This is a genomic window from Paenibacillus sp. FSL L8-0158 (genome assembly GCF_038592965.1).
Classification (GTDB): Bacteria; Bacillota; Bacilli; order Paenibacillales; family Paenibacillaceae; genus Paenibacillus; species Paenibacillus polymyxa_D.
On sequence record NZ_CP151949.1, the window covers coordinates 4,913,378 to 4,937,227 of the forward strand.

19 protein-coding genes and 2 pseudogenes are annotated in these 23,850 nt (G+C 47.0%); 2 read left to right on the forward strand and 19 right to left on the reverse strand.

All coding sequences use genetic code 11. The features are described 5' to 3' along the window. Positions 1-60: 60 nt before the first annotated feature. The 16 genes and pseudogenes from NSQ68_RS21835 to NSQ68_RS21910 all read right to left on the reverse strand — a co-directional run bounded on the left by NSQ68_RS21835 (position 61) and on the right by NSQ68_RS21910 (position 18,873). A complete protein-coding gene (locus NSQ68_RS21835; protein ID WP_023990333.1) occupies positions 61-963 on the reverse strand; it encodes a carbohydrate ABC transporter permease in 903 nt (300 codons plus the stop codon). 15 nt (positions 964-978) lie between these two features. Next, the gene (locus NSQ68_RS21840) at positions 979-1,992 is read right to left on the reverse strand and encodes a sugar ABC transporter permease (RefSeq protein WP_342427161.1); all 1,014 of its coding nucleotides are present in this window, start codon (positions 1,990-1,992) and stop codon (positions 979-981) included. Between the two features lie 325 nt (positions 1,993-2,317). Then, a pseudogene (locus NSQ68_RS21845) lies at positions 2,318-2,485 on the reverse strand (cupredoxin domain-containing protein); the annotation flags it as partial. Beyond that, positions 2,482-2,568 (reverse strand): annotated as a pseudogene (locus NSQ68_RS21850) (DNA-binding response regulator); the annotation flags it as partial. The pseudogenes NSQ68_RS21845 and NSQ68_RS21850, both read right to left, overlap by 4 nt. A gap of 57 nt (positions 2,569-2,625) precedes the next feature. Next, a complete protein-coding gene (gene cydC, locus NSQ68_RS21855) occupies positions 2,626-4,434 on the reverse strand; it encodes a thiol reductant ABC exporter subunit CydC (RefSeq protein WP_342427162.1) in 1,809 nt (602 codons plus the stop codon). Further along, positions 4,415-6,175, reverse strand: coding sequence for a thiol reductant ABC exporter subunit CydD (gene cydD / locus NSQ68_RS21860; RefSeq protein ID WP_342427163.1), 1,761 nt, complete (start codon positions 6,173-6,175; stop codon positions 4,415-4,417). The genes cydC and cydD overlap by 20 nt, the downstream gene beginning before the upstream one ends. Next, complete coding sequence (cydB, locus tag NSQ68_RS21865) at positions 6,175-7,188, reverse strand: cytochrome d ubiquinol oxidase subunit II (RefSeq protein ID WP_342427164.1); 1,014 nt, start codon at positions 7,186-7,188, stop codon at positions 6,175-6,177. The genes cydD and cydB overlap by 1 nt, the downstream gene beginning before the upstream one ends. Then, positions 7,175-8,581, reverse strand: coding sequence for a cytochrome ubiquinol oxidase subunit I (locus NSQ68_RS21870; protein WP_342427165.1), 1,407 nt, complete (start codon positions 8,579-8,581; stop codon positions 7,175-7,177). Before NSQ68_RS21870 ends, cydB begins: the two co-directional genes overlap by 14 nt. Before the next feature lie 408 nt (positions 8,582-8,989). Further along, on the reverse strand, positions 8,990-10,648 hold the full coding sequence (locus NSQ68_RS21875) for a response regulator transcription factor (protein WP_342427166.1): 1,659 nt from the start codon (positions 10,646-10,648) through the stop codon (positions 8,990-8,992). Continuing rightward, a complete protein-coding gene (locus tag NSQ68_RS21880) occupies positions 10,641-12,431 on the reverse strand; it encodes a sensor histidine kinase (protein ID WP_342427167.1) in 1,791 nt (596 codons plus the stop codon). The genes NSQ68_RS21875 and NSQ68_RS21880 overlap by 8 nt, the downstream gene beginning before the upstream one ends. Positions 12,432-12,599: 168 nt before the next feature. Further along, entirely contained in the window at positions 12,600-13,181 is a 582-nt protein-coding gene (def, locus tag NSQ68_RS21885) for a peptide deformylase (RefSeq protein WP_023990342.1), read from the reverse strand. Between the two features lie 349 nt (positions 13,182-13,530). After that, positions 13,531-14,505, reverse strand: coding sequence for a polysaccharide pyruvyl transferase family protein (locus NSQ68_RS21890; protein ID WP_342427168.1), 975 nt, complete (start codon positions 14,503-14,505; stop codon positions 13,531-13,533). Further along, positions 14,480-15,859: an oligosaccharide flippase family protein gene (locus tag NSQ68_RS21895; protein ID WP_028541812.1), complete on the reverse strand. Its 1,380-nt coding sequence runs from the start codon at positions 15,857-15,859 to the stop codon at positions 14,480-14,482. Before NSQ68_RS21895 ends, NSQ68_RS21890 begins: the two co-directional genes overlap by 26 nt. A gap of 73 nt (positions 15,860-15,932) precedes the next feature. Beyond that, the gene (locus NSQ68_RS21900; RefSeq protein WP_307353603.1) at positions 15,933-16,886 is read right to left on the reverse strand and encodes a glycosyltransferase family 2 protein; all 954 of its coding nucleotides are present in this window, start codon (positions 16,884-16,886) and stop codon (positions 15,933-15,935) included. 40 nt (positions 16,887-16,926) lie between these two features. Further along, a complete protein-coding gene (locus NSQ68_RS21905; protein ID WP_342427169.1) occupies positions 16,927-17,868 on the reverse strand; it encodes a glycosyltransferase in 942 nt (313 codons plus the stop codon). A gap of 204 nt (positions 17,869-18,072) precedes the next feature. Continuing rightward, a complete protein-coding gene (locus NSQ68_RS21910; RefSeq protein WP_342427170.1) occupies positions 18,073-18,873 on the reverse strand; it encodes a DUF1836 domain-containing protein in 801 nt (266 codons plus the stop codon). A gap of 224 nt (positions 18,874-19,097) precedes the next feature. Here NSQ68_RS21910 and NSQ68_RS21915 point away from each other — a divergent pair, with 224 nt between their 5' ends. Both NSQ68_RS21915 and bacA read left to right on the forward strand, forming a co-directional pair. Next, positions 19,098-20,468 (forward strand): hemolysin family protein, encoded by a 1,371-nt coding sequence (locus tag NSQ68_RS21915; protein ID WP_165149474.1) that lies wholly within the window; start codon positions 19,098-19,100, stop codon positions 20,466-20,468. A 125-nt stretch (positions 20,469-20,593) separates the two neighbouring features. Beyond that, positions 20,594-21,391, forward strand: a complete 798-nt coding sequence (bacA, locus tag NSQ68_RS21920) for an undecaprenyl-diphosphate phosphatase (protein ID WP_307353601.1) — start codon at positions 20,594-20,596, stop codon at positions 21,389-21,391. 134 nt (positions 21,392-21,525) lie between these two features. Here the strand turns inward: bacA and NSQ68_RS21925 are convergent, their stop codons facing one another. From NSQ68_RS21925 to NSQ68_RS21935, 3 genes are all read right to left on the reverse strand, one after another. Further along, a complete protein-coding gene (locus tag NSQ68_RS21925; RefSeq protein WP_025721930.1) occupies positions 21,526-21,852 on the reverse strand; it encodes a thioredoxin family protein in 327 nt (108 codons plus the stop codon). 152 nt (positions 21,853-22,004) lie between these two features. Further along, entirely contained in the window at positions 22,005-22,916 is a 912-nt protein-coding gene (locus NSQ68_RS21930; protein WP_342427171.1) for an aldo/keto reductase, read from the reverse strand. A gap of 171 nt (positions 22,917-23,087) precedes the next feature. Then, positions 23,088-23,831 (reverse strand): alpha/beta hydrolase-fold protein, encoded by a 744-nt coding sequence (locus tag NSQ68_RS21935; protein ID WP_342427172.1) that lies wholly within the window; start codon positions 23,829-23,831, stop codon positions 23,088-23,090. Positions 23,832-23,850 lie beyond the last annotated feature (19 nt).

A 23,850-nucleotide genomic window follows, 5' to 3' on the forward strand; every position in this document is an offset into this window, starting at 1 on the left:
ATATTCCTATGATGACTTCTCCTGCAAATAACTACTATTTTACTGCCAGAATCCTGGCTTTTATGATTTCACTGCCCCCAGCGTCATACCGCCTACAAAATACTTTTGCAAGAACGGATACACCATCAGGATGGGGAGCGTAACCGTAATCGTGATTGCCATTTTGATCGACTCTGGTGAAATTTGAGCCATTTGTTTAGCCATATCGTTGCTATTCGTCATACTGGAGCCGCCTTGCTGCGTACTTTGCAGTATTTTCATCAGCTCATACTGTAACGTCGTCCATTGCGGCGCCCCACCGTTGTACAAATACGTATCAAACCAAGCATTCCACTGACCTACTGCCAGAAAAAGAGCAATCGTTGCCAATACTGGTTTGCACAGCGGCAAAATAATTCTCCAGTAAATCGTAAAATCATTCGCCCCATCAAGTTTGGCAGACTCCTGCAACGCATACGGCAAACCGTCCATAAAGGAACGAATGACAAACACGTTAAATGCACTGATTAAGCCTGGAAAAATGTACACCCAAAACGAACCCAGCAGATGCAAATCCCGCATTAAAATAAACACGGGCACCATCCCGCCGGAAAAATACATCGTCAACGCCAAAAACGTAGAAATAAACTTACGCGCGCGAAACTCGACCCGGCTCAATGTAAAAGCAAGCATAGATGCGCAGATCAATCCGAGTACCGTCCCGACCAAAGTGCGCAGAATAGATATTTGCAGTCCCTGAAGAAGGCCATCGTACTGGAAAATCGTTTTGTAATTTTCGAGCGTAAATTGGCGGGGCCATATATAAATACCACCACGAACCGTGTCCGTTGAATTGTTCAGGGAAATCGCAAGTACGTTCAGAAACGGGTACAGCGTCAACACCACGATCAGAGCCATGAGGATATAGTTAAATAGGTCAAACAGCTTCTCAGACCGGGTAGCATTAAATGCCTTATTCGTCATTTCGCCTCTCCCTCCCTACATGATGCTTTCTTTGGTCAGTTTTTTGAATATACCGTTCGCCGTAAACAACAGCAGAATGCTAACCAGCGAGTTGAAAATACCAATTGCCGTCCCATAAGAGAAGCGACCTAAATTAATCCCGTAATTGAGCGCGTACAGATCCAGCACCTCGGAATAATCCGTCACAAGACTATTGCCTAACAAGAACTGCTTTTCAAAACCGTTACTCACCAGATGTCCAATCGCCATAATGAACAGAACGGCAATCGTCGAGCGGATACCCGGCAGTGTAATATGCCACATCTGTCTCCAACGACTCGCTCCATCCACGCGTGATGCTTCATACTGTTCTTGATCAATTCCGGTGATTGCAGCTAAATAAATAATCGTATTCCAACCTGTCTCTTTCCATATGTCGGAAGCGGTTACAATGTACCAGAACCAGCTCCCCTTTGCCATGAACTGAATCGGTTCATCCACAATATGAAGCGCTACCAATACATCGTTGACAATGCCTCCGTCAATGGACAGCATCTTGGTGACCAAGCCGGCCACAACTACCCAGGATACAAAATGCGGGAGGTAAGATATTGTCTGCACAAACCGTTTGAACAGCATACCACGCAGCTCATTTAACAGAATTGCAAAGAAGATCGGTACGACAAAACCAAATACAATCCCCATCAGGCTCATCGCTAGCGTATTGCGTAATACCAGATAAAACCGTTCATCCTGAAATAGCTCAATAAAGTTATCCAGCCCTACCCATTTCTGGTCTGTAAAAGATTTGGCTGGCTTATAATTTTGAAACGCCATCGTCCAGCCCCAAAGCGGAAGATAGCTGAAAACAAACACCCATATGACGAAAGGAATGGACATAAAATAAAGATACTTTTGCTGCTTCACACTGTCCCACAAGCCTTTTTTACCACCTTCAGGCTTCGGGCCGCGAGCCTTGCGTGGTCTTCCCCGGTTGGATTCAGGAATCACAGCACCATTGTTGGAAGCGGTTTCAGTTGAAGATCCCATAACAAGCTCCTCCTCATCTCCAGATACTATTATCATACTTTGCTGGCTTGGAAGCGGATACCCGACGAATTAGGAGAAAAATCAGTTCAAAATTAGATATATGGGGGAGTAGGTTAGGATTTACATGGGTGCCACTACGCATGCGGATGGTGCTTCCCCTCGCTGTTGTCCCCAGATTTCTTGAATAAGCAACCAAAGGTAGAAATCCGGGGACAAAGGCGACCGCTTCGCTTGTCCAGCACCATTCCGCCTGTTCCGTTCTAATGTAAATTCCCTGAAAGAAGTCTTGTAAAAAACAAAAGATCAGCAATGTAAGCTGATCAGAGGTAAAGGATGTCATTTTCTTGAAATTGATTTTGGTTGGAACGCCAACTTTCACTTCAATATTTTTAGGATAGAAACCGTCCCCTTTTACACCCACTGTGACAATCTCATATTTGGTCTTGTCTGGCTCTTCCTGAGCTTGTTTAGGTTGAATGGCCGGAAACGACGTTTCAAAGCTTCTAGCAGATGAATCATATCATCCGACACGGTGAGGATCATCACTATTTTTACATACGGGAACAAAAGCTGAATCAGCGCCGGCTCCTGATGGTAGAATTATTGTATTGAGGCTCAATCTTTCCTCTCATTTCACAGGCTCGGATGATCCAGCTCATACAGGTTGCGGTATCGGGGCTGCTCCTGCCACAGCTGCTCATGACTGCCGCGCATGGAAATGGTGCCCTGTTCCATAAAGATCACCTCGTCCATATGCTCCATCCCCGTCAGATGATGCGTGATCCAGATCAATGTTTTGCCCTTCAGCACACGAAACATCGTCTGCATGAGCTCATGCTCTGTCAGCGGGTCAAGCCCCACTGTCGGCTCATCCAGCAAAACAATCGGGTGATTTTGCAGCAATATCCGCGCCAGTGCAATTCGCTGTTTTTCTCCACCGGAAAAACGAAGCCCCGTCTCCTGCATTCGGGTATCGTATCCCTCCGGCAAAGAATCAATTAGAGTTCCAAGCCCTACCTGCTCCGTTACTGCACGAACCTCATCCAACGTAGCATCGGGCCGTCCCAGCCGAATATTGTTTGCTACCGTTGTATCGAATAAATACGGTTGCTGGTTCAGCACCGCAAATAAACTGGAGTATGCTCCACCTGTATATACGGGAATCCCTGCGACAGTGACGCTACCTTCATCAGGCTGCAATGCTCCCTGAATCAGGTTCAGTAGCGTGGACTTGCCCGCACCACTGCGACCAAGCAATGCAACCTTGCCCCCCAGCGGTACGTGCAAGGAGATATCACGCACGCTCCATTCCTGCGTTGCCGCATAGCGGTAGCTTACGTTGTTCAGCAGCAGGTCTCCTCCGTGGCCCAATCGCAGAGCGGTAGCCTGCTCATATATAGTGTCAGCTGTGCGGCCTGCTGCTGGGTGTCCTGCATCCCCAGTAACCGGAAGCGATGATGACACAGATGTATGTGTATCTTTCTCCGAATCCTTCAACCGTCGAAGGGAATCCTGATACTCCGGCGCATGCACCACTGCTTCTCCAGCGCGAACGAAGGCATCCAGCAATGGAAAAGCCACAAGGGCAAAGGATGCCAACCATGTGGCTTCTATTCGATTCTGTGCTACTAGGCCTCCGGCCCACACAGTCATAATCACAATCCCGCCGCCTACAACGCATTGTGCCATCCAATGAGAACGCCACTCGCTACGGCGAAGTGAATTTTCCATCACGGCAGCCCTATTGTGCCGTTGTGTAAAGGTACTCAGGAAATGCCCAGTCCGTCCGCTCAGCACCAGATCACTCATGCCGAACAGAGCATCCGTCAGTTCCTGATAGGCTTTACTCCGTTCCTGCTTGAACATTCGCCGTTTGGCGAGTGAGGTCCATAGTGAGATAGCTGGGGCAATAAAAAGCAAAAATCCGCCATATAGCGCCATAAGCAAGGCAAAGGTTCCGTCCATCCATCCGAGCGCCGAGATGCCTACTGCATAAATCAGCAAAGCCGATAGCGCAGGCAGAACTAGCTTCAGATAGATGTTTTGAAGCTGCTCAATATCCTCTGCCAGCAATCCCAATAAATCCCCTGTACGGAATTTGCTGCGGATCATCAGCGCCTGCGGTTCTACTGCCCGATATAAGCGTACCCGCATACGGGACACCAGGCGCAGTGCGGCATCATGTCCTACCAAGCGTTCCAGGTACTGTATAACCGCTTTACTGAAGCCAAATGTTCGCACAAGCACAATTGGAACGTACACCATTAATATATTTTCCGGTTTCAAGGCCGATCGGGTAATCAGATGACCGGACGTAAAGAGCAACGCGCCCGCACATCCAATGGCCAGCGCGCCCAAAAGAGCAGCTACCAGAAAGGCCCAAAAATATTGTCTCAGATACGTCACAAACCAGCCTTGTCTGCTATTGTCCGTTACTCTCATATCGTCCGTTCCCTCCTTCCGACATCCCCATCAGCAATCGGTAATATGCCCCCTTACGGGCAATCAATTGCTGATGGGAGCCTACTTCTTCCAGACGACCTTGATCCATCATCCAGACACAGTCCATATCTGACATCCAATGAAGCCGATGGGTAGCAAGAAACATTCTCTTATGTTTCAAAACCGATAAAATCGTCTGTTTTAGCTCCCACTCTGTCTCAATATCCAGATGCGCCGTAGGCTCATCCAATAAAATAACCGGACGATTACTGAGCAATGCCCGCGCCAATGCAATCCGCTGCGCCTGCCCTCCGCTCAGTGTCCGACCTGCTTCACCAATGGGCTCATTCAATCCACCCGGAAGACCGTCTACCAGTTCACGCAGTCCAACCGCGTCAATCGCCCACTCTACCTGCTGATTGGATGCCTCTGGTTCATAAAAGCGGATATTATCTGCCAAAGATGCGCTAAACAGGTATGAATGCTGTGGAATATAGGCAATATGCCGTTGCCATTCTGCTTTGGCATCCCCAGCCAATCCGCATCCATTCAGGAGCAGTTCGCCCGAAGTGGGATTAGCAAAGCCGCCAAGCAGACTAAGCAGCGTCGTTTTACCTGCACCGCTAGCTCCAACGATGCCGATCATGTTCATGTGCGGTTCAACATTGGCAGACACATGTTCAAGCCGAGCCGAACCGTCTTCATTAAGGAGACACACATCAGACAGCTCAAGAATGTCCTGCCCCGTGATGTCCAATCCTTTATCGTTAGATGCCTGTTTATTCGGCTCGGTCGCATCATCTTCTGTACTGAGAATGGAGCGTATTGCTCCCCAAGCCTCCTTACCATCCAGTGAAGCATGATAGTCTGATCCCAACTGACGTATGGGCATAAAATATTCTGGCGCCAGAATAAGCACCGCAAGCGCTGCCTCCAAACCCACCGAGCCACTAATCAGGCGCAAACCCAAGCCTACCGCGACAAAAGCGACCGATAGCATACTAAAAAAGTCGAGGGCAAATGAGGAAAGAAACGCTACCCGCAGCGTGCGCATCGTTGCCGTGCGGTATTGGTCGCTGACCTTCCCAACCGTTTCCCCATGCTCTTGGCTACGACCCAAAAACCTTAGTGTCTGAAGTCCACGCAGCGAATCCGTGAAATGATGAGATAATAGACGATAGGAACGCCACTGCTTGTCTGCCTGCTTCCGCGCCGCCAAGCCGAGTAAAATAAAGAAGCCTACCAGAATCGGCATCGTAGTCGTCAAAATCACACCTGAAATGATATCCAATGTGAAAACATACACAAGTACAAGTATAGTTACAGCCATCATGTCAATCATTCGAGGAATGGACAGTTCTAAGTACGTGCGAAAACGATCCATGCCGTCCAGCGCTAGCGTCACCAATTTGCCACTGCCTTCCTTCGCTGCAAAACCCGGCCCCCGTTCGAACAAACGTGCAAGCAGACGCTCCCGTAAGGAAGCGCCTGAAGCTTCGGCAAAACGGCCGGCTGTCCGGCGTTGCAGCCAGATCGCCGTATGCCTCATTGCAAAAGCAGCGAAAAACAACGCCAGCGACGGCCAAGCCATGACCAGCGGATTTTGTTCAAATAAAATCGTAACAGCCTTTGCCAAGAAGACTGCTTGTGCAATCACTGCGGCCCCCTGGAGCAGGGAAAGGGCAGCCAGTAGCAGCATCACTGGCCGAATGCCCTTTAATTCAAACCATGCCTTATCCATTAGTATTCCAAATGATCCTTCTCACTGAGACGCTTATGGAAAACAAAATAGCTCCATGCCTGATAAGCCAGCACAAAGGGTAAAAGCGTTGCTGCAACAATCGTCATGGCTTTCAGTGTGTAATGACTGGAGCTTGCATTATAAATCGTTAAATCAAAAGCACTGTTAATCGAGCTCACCATAAATCTTGGGAACAAACCGACGAATAACGAAACGAAGGTCAGCAAAATCACTGCACCTGTCATCCCGAAGGCCCATCCTTCGCGGCGCCGCTTCAGGAAGTACCACGTCAGCACATAGGCGACAATTCCCACCGCAACCGCAGCATACATAAAGGGACCGCGACGTGCAAATAAATCCGTTGCAAAATAAGTTCCTACCACCATGCCCGCGAGTAAAATGCCCAATACCGGAAGAAACTTGGATGCGATCACACGAGCGCGATCCCGTACTTCTCCAATCGTCCGCAGGGAAATAAACGTCAGCCCGTGCATTAGGCACATTCCGACCACTGTCAGTCCAATCCATACGGTGTATCCATTGAACACATCGGAAAATCCAGCTTTCAAATCCATGTTTTGCTGAATAGGTACACCTTTCACCAAAGCCGCAAAAGCCATACCGAACAGCATCGGCGGTAGAAAGCTGCCAATCAGAATGCAGGCATCCCACGTTCCTGTCCACCATTTCCCTTCAGCCTTGCCGCGGAACTCAAAAGAAACTCCACGCAAGATCAAACCTAGCAAAATAAACACAAATACGAGATAATATCCGCTGAACATAGTCGCATAAAAATGCGGAAAAGCGGCAAACATCGCACCTGCAGCTGTAATCAGCCACACTTCGTTGGCATCCCAGAATGGACCAATCGTATTGATCATCAAACGTTTTTGTTGGTCATTGCGCGGCACCAATCCCGTAGCCATCCCCACGCCAAAATCAAAGCCTTCCAGAAAAAAGAAGCCAGTAAACAGCACAGCGATCAATAAGAACCATAAATCATTTAGCGACAATGGTGTCACCCCCTTGAGCAAAAGGATCATGAATTACCGTTTGCTGATGTGGCTCAATATCTGGACCTTTGCGAGCCGTACGGTAAAACAGAAACGCCAGCACACCTGTTAAAATTAAATACAATGTGGTAAATGAGATGAACGAGAATAGCACTTCTCCTGCCACAACTGTAGGCGAAACAGAATCTTTCGTTTGAAGCAGACCAAATACCGTCCACGGTTGGCGACCTATTTCAGTCATGATCCAACCTGAAGTATTCCCAATGAATGGAAGGGATATCCCCCATATCATAAGACGGAAGAACCAGCGATGCGAGCCCTCCAGCTTTTTACGGAACGTCAGATAAGCTCCGTATAAAGCGAGTGCAATCATGCCACACCCGGCTGCAATCATAATGCGGAAGCTCCAGAACGTGGTACGTACTGGCGGGATATAGTCGCCCGGACCATACGTTTTTTCATATTGGGCTTGCAGCTCATTCATACCAGGCACAGAGCCGGTAAATTTACTATAGGATAGAAAACTCAAAGCAAAAGGAACTTTAATCTCAAAGGTATTTCCCTTGTTTCCAGGATCAATCCATGCGATAACTGTCCAAGGAGCGGGGTCACCGCTGTTCTCCCATAAGCCCTCACTGGCAGCCATCTTCATCGGTTGTGTTTTCACCAAATATTGAGCCTGTCCATGACCAAACAAAGGAATAGCTATGGCGCTGATTAAGGCAACAATAATACTCAATTTGAAAGAAGGTTTAAAAAAGTCCATATTCTTTTTGTGCATCAGCTTCCATGCACTGATACCCGCGATCAGAAATGCCCCCGTTGCAAAAGCAGCAAACAATGTATGTGGAAATTCCCATAACAGTTGTTCGTTCGTTAACAGAGCGGCAAAATCTTTCATTTCTGCACGTCCATTTTGAATCTCATATCCTACTGGACGCTGCATGAATGAATTAGCAGCTAGAATCCACAATGCCGATAACATCGTACCGATCGATACCAACCACATACAAATTAAATGAACCGTTTTGGACAATCTTTCCCAACCGAACACCCATAATCCGATAAAGGTCGATTCCAGAAAAAATGCAAGCAGCGCTTCAATTGCCAGCGGCGTACCGAATACATCACCCACAAAACGGGAAAAGTCCGACCAGTTCATCCCGAACTGGAATTCTTGCAAAATCCCGGTAACTACGCCCAGTGCAAAGTTAATCAGCAGAAACGTTCCCCAGAATTGAGCCATTTTTTTGTACAACTCATTTTTCTTGATAACATACATAGTCTCCATAATTGCCACCAATAACGACAATCCAATGGAGATCGGCACATAAACAAAGTGAAGAATCGTTGTGGTTGCAAACTGCAACCGTGCCAAATCCAATACGTCCATGATGTTGTTCCTCCCCCTACACTTCTCTTAACATTGATTTATAGTGTCTGTAATCTGAAGTCTTCTACATTTGTGATAGTATTCACATTCTTACATATGCAGCGGTCACTTTTTAGAAAAATGACTCACCCAACTACCTTCACTATGGTTATCATGATCCGGCTTCAGATTATCCCCATTATATAGAATAAATTTAAATGAAATAGAATCGAAAATGTGAACATCGTGTCAAAGCTGTGTCATAATGATGGCGATTTGATGAAAACGACCTAAACTCCATAATAAATGTGACATTTTCGATTGATCTATCTGTTTTTTCACCATAAAAAAAGAGCCTCTCTTCCGTTCGGAGATCGTACCTCCGACATCTGCAAGAGAGACTTCATAGCGTTATACCTAGGGATTCTATCAACAGCCCTCTGTTCCTCCGTACTTTTGAACACGATTACGATAGGAGGAAGGTGACATTCCAGCATACTTTTTAAATTTACTATGAAAATAGTCTGCGTTCGCATACCCTACGCGTTCCGCCACTTGGTGTACCTTAATTCCTTGTGCAAGCAACTCCCTTGCTCGCTCAATCCTCACCTTATCCAGGTAGGCATTAAAGCCCTCGCCAGTATGACTTTTGAACAGTTTGCCCAAATAGCCACTATTGTAATTGAACATATCTGCTAGTAACTCCAGCCGCAAATTTTCATCATAATGACTATGTATAAAGTCAATCATTTGTTTCATGATGATGTCCTTGCCACCGGGATCAGTCTGGCCAATCCATTGCAACACATGCTCCAGCGAGTGATCCACCAGCTCGCCCAATGTGGAATAGGCATATACATCGGTTATAAAGCTGGAGTGCTCCTCCAGCACGGTTCGGCTGTGATCCTGTCCGGCTGCATACTTGTTCAACGCCAGTGTGAATGTTTGGGCGAACGCAGCCTTGATTGCGGATTCTGTGCGATAAATCCGTGGAAATTGGACTTCCATTTCCTTAATGACACGGGTTGCAGCTTCACTATTAGCCATATCTAGCGCATAGTACAGCTTTTCTGCATAACGTATGGGATCATCTGTGGTACTATCAGACGCTCCACTCATTTCAGTCTCGACTATCTCCAATTCGTGTAGGTCTCTGGAAAGCATGACTCTTTCTGCCCGGAACAAAAACGTACGCTCTAACAATCGTAGTGCCTGCTCAAAAGATCTGGGAATGTCGCTAAGACTGGCTACAGGATCACCGGCAGCCACATAAATTTCCGTAGCCCAAGCCTTTAGCTCCTGTCGCCAAGCAGCCAGTAACTGAACAGCATCTTTCTCCGTTTTTAACGTGGCGGGAAGCAAAAGACCCATATATATTCCAGCCTCAAACACGATACCTCTACCCTGCTCATGGCACATTTCTGTTAGCCGCTGCTTTGCTGCCGACTGCCGGACTTGCCGATCCCAGTCAGGTATACGTAAATCCAGCAGAATAACCTGATAGCTACTCCAGTCCAACGCTGGTAACGCGGGCTGTTGCCCAAGTTTTTCGTTACCACTTTGATGTTCAGCTTGCTTGGATGCTTTGTGCAGAGAATCGCTGCTTTCCACAGCATTACGAACATGCTCACGATGAACCGGAAACAATAGAGATTCTATCCAATTACGCTCATGGGAAGGCGGATTTCCCCATTTGCCGTCTTCTTTCTCGTCCTCAATGTTTTGCCGTACCCGTTTCAACTCTGACGTCATTTCTTCCTCATCAACTGGCTTCAGTAGATAGCCATCCACCCCGTAGCCCATGGCTTGCCGTGCATAATCAAAGTCTGCATATCCACTTAATATGAGAAAATGATACGGCTCCCCGTTCTTTTCACGTATACTACGTATAACCTCCAGTCCACTCATCCCGGGCATACGAATATCTACAATGACCAGCTCCGGTCGATGCTCTCCGAACTTATCCAGAGCCTCGCGTCCATTCCCTGCCGTATCGACAATACGGAAGCCACAATCCCCCCAGTCAATAATGGAGGACAATCCTTCACGAATCGCTGGCTCGTCATCTACAATCATCGCTTTATACATTCGACTCTTCCTCCCTTGGTATGGAAAAGTATACGGTTGTTCCTACTTGTAATGCGCTTTCAATATGCAGTCCATAACGTTCACCATACATCAATGTCAGACGTTGATGTACATTACGCAGGCCAATACTGCTCCCTTCCGGCTCATCCGTCCCCCTGATCCGAGCTAGCAGACGGGTCAGTTGCCCAGCTTCCATGCCGATCCCGTCATCTTCTACTTTAATTTTCAACTCTCTTTGTTCTATTGCAATATCTACCTTCACGGTAACCGGCTCTTCCTTATTTTCCAGTCCATGAATGACTGCATTTTCCACCAGCGGTTGTATGATTAAGGGAGGAATCGACATGTCCGTCGCATCTTCTTCCAAATTCACTTCATAGATCAGGCGATTTCCAAATCTGAATTGCTGAATTTGCAAATAGGACCGCACCATGTCCAGCTCCTGTAGTACCGTCGTCTTACCACTGCCAATCTCCAGATTCCGGCGCATCAGTCTGCCAAGCAAACGCACCGTCGTTGCAATCTCCGCTTCCCCATTCAGATGTGCTTTCATTCGAATGGATTCTAACGCATTAAACAGAAAGTGCGGATTAATTTGGCTGGCCATCATTTTTAACTTGATATCCTTTTGCGCCAATTCCAGCCTGTTGTTGTGCTCACTCGTCTCATAGACCTGCGCCATGAGTTGGCGAATACTACTCACCATATAGTTGAAACGGCGGGATAAATCCCCGATCTCGTCCCTTCCCTCCACACTCGATACCACATGAAAATCGCCCGCGGCTACCTTACCCAGCTCATAGCTCAACCGCTGTAGGCGTTTGGTAATCAGCCAGGAAATGATGGTGATCAGAATCAGTGCCATAACCAGCACTGCAAGAACACATAAAGCACCAATCAGACTGATTCGGTTGGCTCCCTGTACAATATGCTCCGTTGAAAACACTGAAATAATCGTAAATCCGCTCACACTGGAGGCGGGCAGCAGCTCATCCACGATGATGTTGGAGGGCATTCCGTTGATTTTCGCTTCATATATCCCTTTGCCCGCACGCTGGACATCAAAGCCCAAATGTAAATCTCCCAACGTCTGGCCCACCGACTGCGGACGAGTAGCTGCGACCACAATCCCGTTACGATCCGCAATCAATGTTTCAAAAGGCTCCTTGCTCAGCATATGATTCAACTCGGTCTGGCTCAGCGATATCATCAGAACTCCCTTAGTATTGTATTCGGGAAATGGAATTTGCCGTACTAGGCTTAGGCGATTAACCGGGTTATCCTCCTTATCCTGAATGTAAAACCAGTTAATCGCCGTCCCCTTCAAAGCCGTCTGGAACCACTGCTGCCGCTCAATGTTAGAGTCCACTGGAATAAACTCCAGGTTATTGACAAGCGTCGGATTGTACGAATAGAACCGGATGGTAGCAACCTCTCTATATTGCTGAGTATACTCATTAAAATCCTTGTATTGATGATACGCATTCATCAGTTCTACCATACCCGGATACCGTCGGTTCGCCATCTCCCTCAGCCTTTTATCGAACATGAGCCCATTTGAAATATCCGTTGGCACACGCAGTAAATTTGCCGTCTGACTCTTGATCTTTTCCACATTGTTTACCGTCTGGGCAATTGCACTATTCAATGCCTGCTCTCGCAAATAAAAAGTAACGCAGCCGCCAACCACCAGCACCGGAATCATGACAATTAGTACGTAGGAGAACAGCAGCTTATTCCGCATACGCATATTACTCATCAGAAGCCATACTCCACGATTCATGCCATCCCTCCCATAAGATAAGCGCTTACATTTTTGCGTGTTTTCACATCCTCCATCTCGACCTATATGTATGTATCCAGTTTAATTCTTCGTAACCTCTATATCTATATTTTTTGCAAAATTTAAAAAATGTGGCGAACAGAGTCACCACACTTTACGGATCATGAACTATTTACGTACAAAAGGTTCGATATGCACTCCCTGCGGCAGCTTGTGCGGATCTTCCGGGTTGATACGGTCATAGAACATAATACCATCCAAATGGTCCATTTCATGCTGCACAACAATCGCTGCATAACCTTTGAAAGTCAATAGCTCCTGTGTTCCGTCCGGTAAAGTGGCCTTAATACGAATTTTTTCGTAACGCGGTACATATCCGGCTACGTACCGATCTACCGACAAGCACCCCTCACCCTGTTCCAAATAAATCATGGACGTGGAGTGGCTGACCAGCTTCGGATTAAACAACGCATACTCTACCGTTTTGTCCCCATCTTCATAATAAATAGCGCACATTCTTTTGTTCAAACCTACCTGGTTTGCAGATAACCCCACACCCGGGCGCAGTTCATAGCGGGTAGCCAGCTCTTCATTTTGGCTATTTTTCAGATAATCCAGCATCCATTGCATCTGTTGAAGATCCTCTTCAGACAGTGGCAAGCATACCGGATCAACCTTCGTACGCAAAATAGACTCCCCTTCACGCACGATATCCTTCGTGAGAAGCATGTCCATCGATTGATTGCTCATTCGTCAGCCTCGATTCATTAAAATAAATATATTTTCATGTGATGTACTGCCATGTAATATGTGATGCGATGCAAAAACTGGGGAATTCCCCGGTTTTCTGCAAGTTTTATCCCATAAATTATATCTATTCATGAAATGAATTGTCAAAATAAAGCGACGTTTGGAGGGAAAATTGGCGCAATAAAGACCTCTACGGGGGCATCCTACTCTTTTAGATTAAGTCATTAAATATTCACTGCCTTTATTATTCATCACATTAAATGATTTTGTCCCTATATATAAGCGAAACTGAAAGCCTCCTAAATCAATTCAATGATCAGGAGGCTTTTGAAAATAATTTTTCTTACTATTAAGATGGCTGCTCCAACGCACTTGGAGCTTCACTAAACAGCTTCGCCTTTGGATTCGGCTGTGTCCAGGTATTATAATATTGCGAATTCTTGCCGTAGGAATTGTCAATGACAACGTGCGGCATATCAAGCAGACAGGCCAGAATGTGACCATGCAGCCGTGAAGTGCGAACCTCGCGGTAAGAGCTGAACAGGGTAACCGCTTTGTTCATAAGATGGTCTGTGTACTTGTACCAGAATGTACGCGTAGGCAACGGGCCACCGATTTTCTTATCCAGTCGGTAAAACTTCTGGAAATAGACAATTCCCTTCACTTCCAGCGGAGTGAACAAAGTATCCCAGTCCAGACGGTGAGCGGCATCTGCCTCGTCATCGAACTTCTTTTGTCCACCCACCGTTTCAATATCAGTCCGCAAGAAATACAATACATCCTTCACAGTTTCCGTAGTCGGCTTTAATGGCCAGAGCTGGTGTGCCATATCAGGACATAGTGTGATATTGCACTGGCTCAGCTTGTCCTTAGCCCACTGATAAGATCGTGTATCCCGCACAAACATATGTAGATCCGGGTGAGCATTAAACAGGGCAGCGACCTCATTAGCCTTCTGTTCAGATTGAAAGTGAATCGTTTGCGGCATAATCACAATTCGGTGGTCAGGAAAATCGCGAACGATGCGTTCCCGCAAATTTTGGTGATTTGAATAGAGATCGCCGAAGTTGCCGCCGCCGTGGCACACGATAATCCAGTCACCCGGAATTTGAAGCTGATCGGGAATATCCATGGCGCTATAACGGGCACGGACACGGATGCCATTATCCTTGAAGAACGCCTCGGTGCCTTTCATGATGAGTACATCCCCACCGTTATTATAGACGGGATAGTCGACATAAATGATATTCGAACCTTGGGGGACTACGTCGAGAATGACGCTCAGCTTATTTTTCAGTTTAGCCATGGGATGCAAATTCGGCATCTTTCAGTTCTCCCTTCCTGCGCTTCTTTTGTATTGTCTGAATGACGAATGTAATATCACTTTTATCAAAAATGATCCGTGATAGCGGAACATTGAAAAACATGGGGAACGAGAACAGTGAGAACGCCAACCGAACACAAGCGCCTACAAGCAAAGCAATCGCAATGCCGTCCAGACCGAAGATCGGTGTACAAATAAAAAACAGACCGACGGTGATCGCATAGGCTACAATTTGCCGGAACAATACCAGTCCCGGACGCCCCAGCGCGTTAAAGGCCGAAGCCAGAATCCATGAGCCGCCACCAATGATACATTCCAGTGACAGCAGGTAGAACGTTAGCGATGCTTCCAGAAAAGCGGGGCCATACAGCAAACCCAGCATGTATCGTCCAATGAAGAGAGCAGGCACAATGACGATTAGCATCGCAGCCATAGAGATGCGAAAAGCACGTCCCACCGTTTCGACAATCTTGCTGTGCTCCATTCCCGTAACCTTTGGAAAGGTAACGTTAGTGACGGCATTTTGCACTACATTGAACACACGAGACAAGGCGTAGACAACAGAGTACAGGCCGAACGCTTTGGGTGATAGCAGCGCCACAATAACGATTTTGTCCGTTTGTGTGGACAGCGTCCCCATCAGCTCCATCCCGTAAACCCTCGCTCCATAGCTATAATAAGGACGAAGCACTTGGCGGCTGGTAAATGGGCGGAAAGCACGCAAATTCATATACTTGCGCAAACGGAGGAACGCCCACACTAGCGCAAGGAAACTCGCGGCAAAATTCACTGCTCCAGCCAGTTGAACATTGAGCAGGCCCATCAGCCACAGTGTCACCAGACCGATGAAATTCAGTAACGGGTAGTAAAACAACAGACCGTTATATACGCTAAACCGATCCAGCCCTTGCGACAATGCTGTCGTCAGCGCTGTAAGCACTGCCAGCGGTATGGCTGCCGCACAATAAAGCTGAGACAGCTGGATGATGTCCGCACCATAACCATTCAGCCACAGCGGCATGCATATCCAGGCCACCGCTCCCGCCAATAAGCTGGCAGGCAACTGAATCCACAGCGACAACGCCAGCAATTCTTCCGTCGTGCCTGTTTTCTTCTTAATGTTATAGATTAACGACGTTGGCAAACCGAAGCTCAACACACTGCCGATCAGTGTAGGCCAGAAGAGAACTGCCGCCAGTTCTCCTTTCCCCTCTACTCCGAGCATACGTGCGGTCAGGATGGAAGTCAGGGTCGTAACGATTAGCACAAAGAAATTGTTAAAGCTCGTGCGCATGATCGTTTTGGCGAGACTGTCACCCGTGAATACTTTCCTTGCTGCTGTCCAAGTGCTCATGTTACGTCCAACTCCTGTTCCTTATTAAGCCTCTCGTCTCTATGCTCACATTGCGTCTTTTGACGCACCTCCATCAGCCTACCGTTTTTTTGGAATTGCGTTCAGGCAACTGCCCCCCGCCAACAGGCTCCTTTGGACTTGAAAAGATCGCTTTCAACGCTCTTCTATAGCCTTGAATGGCAGTATGATTATTCTTGGGCTTTTCTCTCAAAATCTGATACAACGTCGTCCAGTATAGCGCTGCATAACCAATCGGCCCAGCTCCCTCGTCACGCAGTAAATGAATATGATTCATCACCCGCATATAAGTAACTTGCTCCATATTGTCGCGCGAGGACGGCGATTCGTGATGAAGCAGCGTAAGCGCCGGGTTAATGTATAACGGACCGCTTTTCATTGCGATGCGCGAAAGTAATAAATCCTCGCCTACGCTATAGCTTTGCAACCAAGGTACCGGCTCCAGACTACGAATCGCCTCACGTCGAAATGACATATTGCATCCATGGAAAAACTGGGTTCTAAACGTCTTCTTGGCCTTATGCCAGTTATACATCGAGCCGGACTGACCGCTGAGGGACAACCTCCCTTTGGACAAAGACTGCTGGAATGACAGCAAGCATCGAATCGTTCCCATGAAGCTATTACTCATTCCCTGTGCAATACCGCCGACACCAGCAGCCTGCGGGTAAGCCTCATAGGTACGCATTAACTCATTCAAATAGTTGCTCGGCAGCTCAACATCATCGTCAAGGAACAAAATGATGTCACCCTGCGCAAGTTCAGCTGTCTTTACACGAGATAACCATAATCCCGGCTGCTCCTTGCGATGATACCGGTAGGTAATTCCCGCTCTGCCCAACTGACGCTCATAACGTTCCAGCACATGCTTCGGCAGTTCTCCGTCGTCAATAATCCATAGCTCGGTTTCACATGCCTCCGGTGCTCCCCCAATGGCAATTGAATTGATGCATCGGGTCAGATCGTCAACCCGATTTCGGGTGCACAGAGCAATGGACAAGCTTAACATCATACTCCCCCTTTATCCTGTCAATGTGTAAAAAAACAGATTACTGAACCGCCGGGCCTAAATATTCGTTATATTTTTGCTTGCGCGGGTTCAGAATGAACAACACCCCCTGCTTGTATCCATCTGCGGCATTAAAATTACGACGCAGCGTTTCTTTGAGCATCAAGTAGGATAAGGTCCATAAAAGGGCTCCATACTGAATTACTCCAGCCTTTTTCAAAGCAAGAAAATAATAGTGGTTAATCGCTGTAGCCTTGGCTACTTTGCCCGCCTTATCGCGCGAGCTTGGAGATTCATGATGAATGATGGTTAAGTTAGGATTGATAACCAATTTGCCGTAATGGCTCGCCAACTGGCACATGTACAAATCATCAGCCACAGCATAACTGGTCATCCACGGATACGGCTTCATATCCCGAAGCGCATCCCTACGAAAGGACATATTGCAGCCATGAAAGAATTCTGTATCGAAAACCTCAGTTGCTTCGCCCCAACGCAGCAAAGAACCTGCCAGACTACTAGGCGAGAGCTTGCCGAGGGATGAAGACATCTGAAATGTCAAAACGCCCAGCAGCTTTCCTGCCCGGCTCGAATGTAATCCCTTTGCAATCCCTCCAACACCCACAATCGTTTCATCCTGATCATAGGTATCGAGCAAGCGCCGGATATAGAGTTGATCGTCCAGTTCTGCATCGTCGTCAAAATACAGCACAATATCATACCGCACAAGGGACAAGGCCTCATAGCGGGATAACCAAACGCCGGGACGACTTTTTTTATAATATTTCAAAACGCTTTGAGGCAATCCGGATACCATGTGACGGTACTGCTCGATCTGTTGGTCGGAAATATCGCCGTCATCAACAATCAGCAGTTCTACAGCCGTATGCTCCAATTGCTGCTGTACTGCAATAGATTGTATACAGCGTGTCAGGTCTTCGATCCGGTTGCGGGTACAAATGATGATGGAGACATCGGACATGCCATTACCTCCTGTGTGTGTATCCAGATGCTTTGGAAGAGATATTCAAAGTTTTTCCAATTGCTGGATTATATATGTTTATTGTATCTTTGACAGCGTTTTAGTGTATATACCTCTTTTGTATACTTTTTCAGTCTCCAAAAGGGTAGACAATCCTCTAAAAAGAGTAAAAAAATAGGATTGGCTTCTAGTGCCAATCCTGATTTACCCTTGGAAGTCCAGAAACAACGTCGCATTCACATACCGACGTGCCATGGACAAAAAATAACTATTTTGCACCGCTACTGCTGCCACCAGCAAAGTATTACGCACTGCTTCACACTGGTTAGGGGTCAAATGCTGTAAACGACGGGTGTATTGATCAGCCGCCTGAACTAGCAACTCCTCTGTCGCGCCTTCCTGACGCTGCTGTACTGTAACGGAATTTCCGTTTTCTTTTGCATAGCCTGTTCCTGCTACATCGAGCATTTGGTCTCCATTCGCATCCAGCTCCTCAAACAAAGTTGAATATGCGGCGTACAAATCGACCGGCTGAATCAGATCGTCCGTATCATCTTCGGGTTGTTGGAACAGGATATGAAATAGCTGACGAATGGATTCAAAATCAAGACATGATTTTAGATCTTCTACAATGAGCAATATAGCTGCCTGGTTAACCGAGTATTTTTTGCCGATCTTCGGAGCGCCGAGAAATTCCTTGAAGTCGCGTTTAACCCAATTTTGCATAGATGCCAGTGACACATGGCTGTACTCGACCAGTTGACCCAGGGAAACGATCTCTTGCAGCGAAAAGGCTGCGCTGTGCTTACCCTTGATGATTTTATCTAGTACAGGTGTCACGTCGGTGTATAAAAATGTCGGCATCGCGCTCCCCGAGCGGGCGAGATGGCTATGAGTGCGCCTCCAGGCGTCCTGTAGAACGGCCAAAGGCTGCAATTCGCGGCGACCTTCCATGGCCAGCAGCAAATGGGCCATATCACGACGAGTAAGGGTAAAAGACTCCATCTGCTTTCCTCCCTTTATTACATTTCAAGTTCATTTGAACTCATCATACGCCCTCAAACTAGGCTTGTAAAGTGAAGCAATGAGACGTGCGGGTTCTATTATGCCTTATTTTCTGTGTAAATTGGAGGTAGGCGACCTGCTACGATTCCATATGAACCTTGTATATTTTCTTTTAAGTTCTTAAAATAAGTTCAAGTGAACTTAAAATGGAGTTCCTTAAAAAATTGAACGAAAAAGGGATGAGTGAAAATTATATGGGTATAGGTGTCAGTCTATTTTTGTTTGCGGTGTTGATTTTATTTAGTGCTTTCTTCGTGGCTACCGAGTTTGCGATTATTAAAATCCGTTCCAGCCGGGTCGATCAGCTGGTCGTGGAGAACCGTAAAAACGCACTGGCGCTACAAAAAGTCGTCAATAATCTGGACGGCTACCTGTCCGCCTGTCAGCTTGGTATTACGATTACAGCGTTGGGACTCGGCTGGCTCGGTGAACCGACCGTAGTCAAATTGCTGGAGCCTCTCTTTCAACAGCTCAACATCAATGGGGATTTTTCACATATCCTGGCCTTTATTATTTCATTCGTCATTGTAACTTACCTGCACGTGGTGATCGGCGAACTGGCTCCCAAAACATTGGCGATCCGCAAAGCGGAAGCTGTCAGTTTGTTAACCTCTCCAGTCATCGTGTGGTTTAACCGGATTATGTATCCGTTTATTTGGCTCCTTAACGGCTCGGCCAATCGTCTGGTTCGTCTGTTTGGTCTTCAACCGGCTAGTGAGCATGAAGAAGCGCACTCTCAGGAAGAAATTCAGATCATTTTGTCCGAAAGCGTGGAAAGTGGTAAGATCAATAACACCGAATATGGCTACGTAAATCGTATCTTTGCTTTTGACGAGACCGTTGCCAAGGAAATTATGGTGCCACGTACAGATATGGTATGCTTGTTTACGAATCGCTCGCTAAAAGAAAACATGCTGACTATTCACGAAGAGCAGTATACCCGTTTTCCGGTGGCGACAGATAGCAAGGATCAGATCATTGGTATGATTAATACCAAACAGCTATTCCTTGAGTATGATCGCAATCCCGAGCTTGTTTTCGACAGCCTGATTCAACCGATCTTGACCGTTCCGGAAGTTATCCCCGTCAACACACTGCTGAAACGTATGCAGAAGGAGCAGGTTCATATCGCTCTCCTGGTCGATGAATACGGTGGAACCTCCGGCCTCATTACCATCGAGGACATTTTGGAGGAGATTGTTGGCGAAATTCGGGACGAATTTGATAAGGATGAACGGAAGGAAATCGAGAAACTGACGGAGAACAGTTATTTGATGGATGGTAAAGTGATGCTTTCCGATCTGAGTGATCTGACTGGCTTGACATTGGACGATGAAGACGTGGATACTGTCGGAGGGTGGGTGTATAGCCGGGTTCCGGAACCTAGACAGGGCAAGGAATTCATAGAAGAAGATGTGAAATTTATCATTCGTGAAATGGGTAAAAATCGTATTCGTCGGGTGGAGATTATTTTACACCACACATCCCCCGCATCTGAATTGGAAGCAGAATCGGACACTTCTTCCCGGGAATGAACCGTGTGACCTGAGCGTTTATCTTTGCACTTGACACTTGTGTTCACTCCTACTGAAATGACATATTTCCAGGGCAAACGGCTTAGGTCGTTTGCCCTGCACGCGTGTAAGGAGGAGCTAGTAAAGTGGATATTTTATCTTCTATTATTATGGGAATTATTGAAGGGCTGACAGAGTTTTTGCCGGTCTCTTCGACGGGTCACATGATCCTCACGGCTAATCTTCTAGGATTAAACACAGAGAATGATACGGTCAAAACGTTTGAGGTTATCGTGCAATTAGGTGCTGTGCTGGCAGTCGTTGTATTATACTGGCGCAGATTCCTGAGCCTGTTTGATTTCAGACGCAAAGTCTCGAGCCAGCCACGTCTAAACCTGTTACATATTATTTTAGCCATGATCCCTGCGGGCCTGATTGGTGTATTGTTCCGTGATGTAATCAAGCAATACCTGTTTGGCCCTGAAACGGTTTTGTACAGTTTGGTAATCGGGGGCCTGCTCATGATCGCGGCTGAGAAATTTCATCCGCCCATTAGATCGCATACGCTGGATGAGATCACGTACAAACAAGCATTTACCATCGGTGTGTTCCAAGTCCTAGCTCTGTGGCCAGGCTTCTCCCGTTCAGGCTCAACCATGTCTGGGGGCCTATTTGCACGTGTAAGTCATACGGCAGCCGCGGAATTTACATTCCTCGTATCGGTTCCGGTCATGTTGGGTGCATCGGGTATTGATATGATCAAAAGTATGGATCATCTGTCTATGAGTGATTTTCCAGTGTTCGCGGCCGGCTTTATTACTGCCTTTATCGTCGGGATGCTGGCGATCAAAACATTCCTCGGTCTGCTCAAACGCTTGAGCCTGACTACGTTCGCCATTTACCGCTTCGTGCTGGCGGCTGTGTTCTTTTTCATAATTTTATAAACCATTGTTTGGTACCAATAACCAATAACTAAAAAGGGATATCCATGGGGTCTGAATGATCAGCCTTGGATATCCCTTTTACTATTTTGCAGAAAGGATAGATCGTACTGAACGATCCTTATCATGCGTTCTGATTATTGTTTGGATTCCAGCGTAGTCAAATATTCCGAGATTTGAGCTGGCGTTTTAGCGTATTTGCTGTGCAAATGAGCAATTTTTTCGCCATTACGGAACACGAGCAGACTCGGAATGCCGCGCACTTGATTTTCGTCGGCAATCGGCTGGAATTTCTCCGCATCAAGCGCAAAGAAACGCTTATCCGCGTTTTCCTCAATAATGCCGTCCATAAATTTATCCAGTGTCTTGCAATCCGGACACCAGGTTGTATCAAATTTCACGACGGTCAAACCGTCACCGTTAATTAAATCCTGATATTGCTGCTGAGATTCGATGCGTTCCATTCGTTGGTCCCTCCTAGGTTGTATTTACAAAACGTCTCCATATTCACATATGGATTATATAAACGGAAGCTTATTCTTATATTGTAATGGTTCTTTTATAAATTGCAACTGGGATGGGTACATGTTTGACACTTGTCCCATCATTGCCCGGATCAGCGGTATTGCACATCATAACGATTGGCTCGGCTGATTTGCTGTAGCGTCTGCCGCTCTTGCCTGGTTAGCGGTGCAATATCCGCAGCAGAAATATTATGCTCCAATTGTCCCAAAGAGCTTGCACCCGGGATCACAGCAGCGACAGTCGGATGAGACAGGCTATAACGGATAGCTGTCTGACCCATACTACGGTCCGCCCCTGCAAATGCCTTTAATTGCTTACGCACGTCCAGCAGCTCTGCTTCTTCGTAGTCTAGGTATCCCTTCGCTGCCTTTTCTTCCCCCTTATCAGCCAATACACCGCTCGCCACGGGTCCACGTGCAATCACGCCAATTCCCCGCTCCTGAAGCAAAGACAGTACCTCTTCCTCTGCACGCCGATCCAGTAAACTATACTGATTCATTACACTGACGATATTCGAGCGTTTGACATATTCACGGATGACGTGAGGGCGAATGGAGGAAATACCATAATAACGGATGACGCCCTCCCGTTGTAGTTGCTCAAAAGCCTCAATGGTTTCATCGATCGGATCGTCAATCGTCCCTCCGTGCAACTGATACAGGTCGATATAGTCCGTTCCCAGGCGGCGCAGGCTCTCTTTAACGGCTGACAGGATATACTTCTTTGACGGGTCCCATCCCCAACCCTCCTGCCCCGGTATACGCCGATTACCGACCTTGGTCGCCAGGATGACATCCTGGCGCCGTCCACGGATTGCTGCCCCCACAATTTCTTCATTGCGTCCATGCTGGTACAAATCGGCCGTATCCAATAGGTTTACGCCCCTGTCTAATGCTTCATGAATCAAATAAACACCTTGCTGCTCATCCGTACCGACCGACATACATCCCAAGCCAATCTCACCTACCAGCAGATCTGAAGATCCCAGGCGGTTTTTTTTCATATATGCTCCCCTCACTTCCAATAACGTATAACTTTAAATCTTTAAAATTTCTTTATGAAATTGATTCTATTATACGAAAAAAACATACAAAAAAAACAACCCCAAAGGCATAGAGACTCCACACTCTCCAATCCTTTGAGGTTGTTGTATACGATTCGTAATAAATTCGTACTATCCGAACAGCCATTGAACGGCCTTAGGAAATTGACGCTGAAAACAATCCACACGATGCACCGAGTCCTGATCTAACTCAAGAAGCACATCTTTTGCATCCAGTCCCTGTGTCCGCAGCAACTCGTGTGCCTGGAGGGTCAGCGGAACCATATCTTTTTGTACATTCGTCTTCCCTTCACCTTCACGGGTCCCGACAGATATATAAAAGCGGTGTGTCCCAGCCATTACAGTTGTACAAGATACAGATTGCATATAATCAATCATACCCGGATACCAATACGAGCCTGAGATGGAACCAATGCGTCCAAATACATCCTTATATTTGAATGCTGCATATATGGAAATCAATCCGCCCAATGAGGCGCCGATGATGCCCGTATACTCCTTTCCAGTGTGCACTGGATATCTTGCCTCGACATACGGCATTACTTTTGTAACCACAAACGCCAGATAGGCATCTCCGCCACCACCAAAAGCAGGTCTTCCTTCTACTAAAGCAGCTGCCTTCCAAGGCGTATAATCATCCAGCCGATTTACGGGCTGAATACCTACCAGCACCACACGGGGCAGCTCTCCTGTAGTAAAACCTCTTTCCAGCTCATCCAATCCGCTTAGAAATAAAGAGCTACCATCCTGCACATACAGCACAGGATGCGGCTCATTATGATTCACAGAGGCGGGAGGTGTATAGACATGCACAAGGTACCCATCTAATAGAATTTCATCTACATGACCTTTCATCCTACACAGTCCTCCTTGA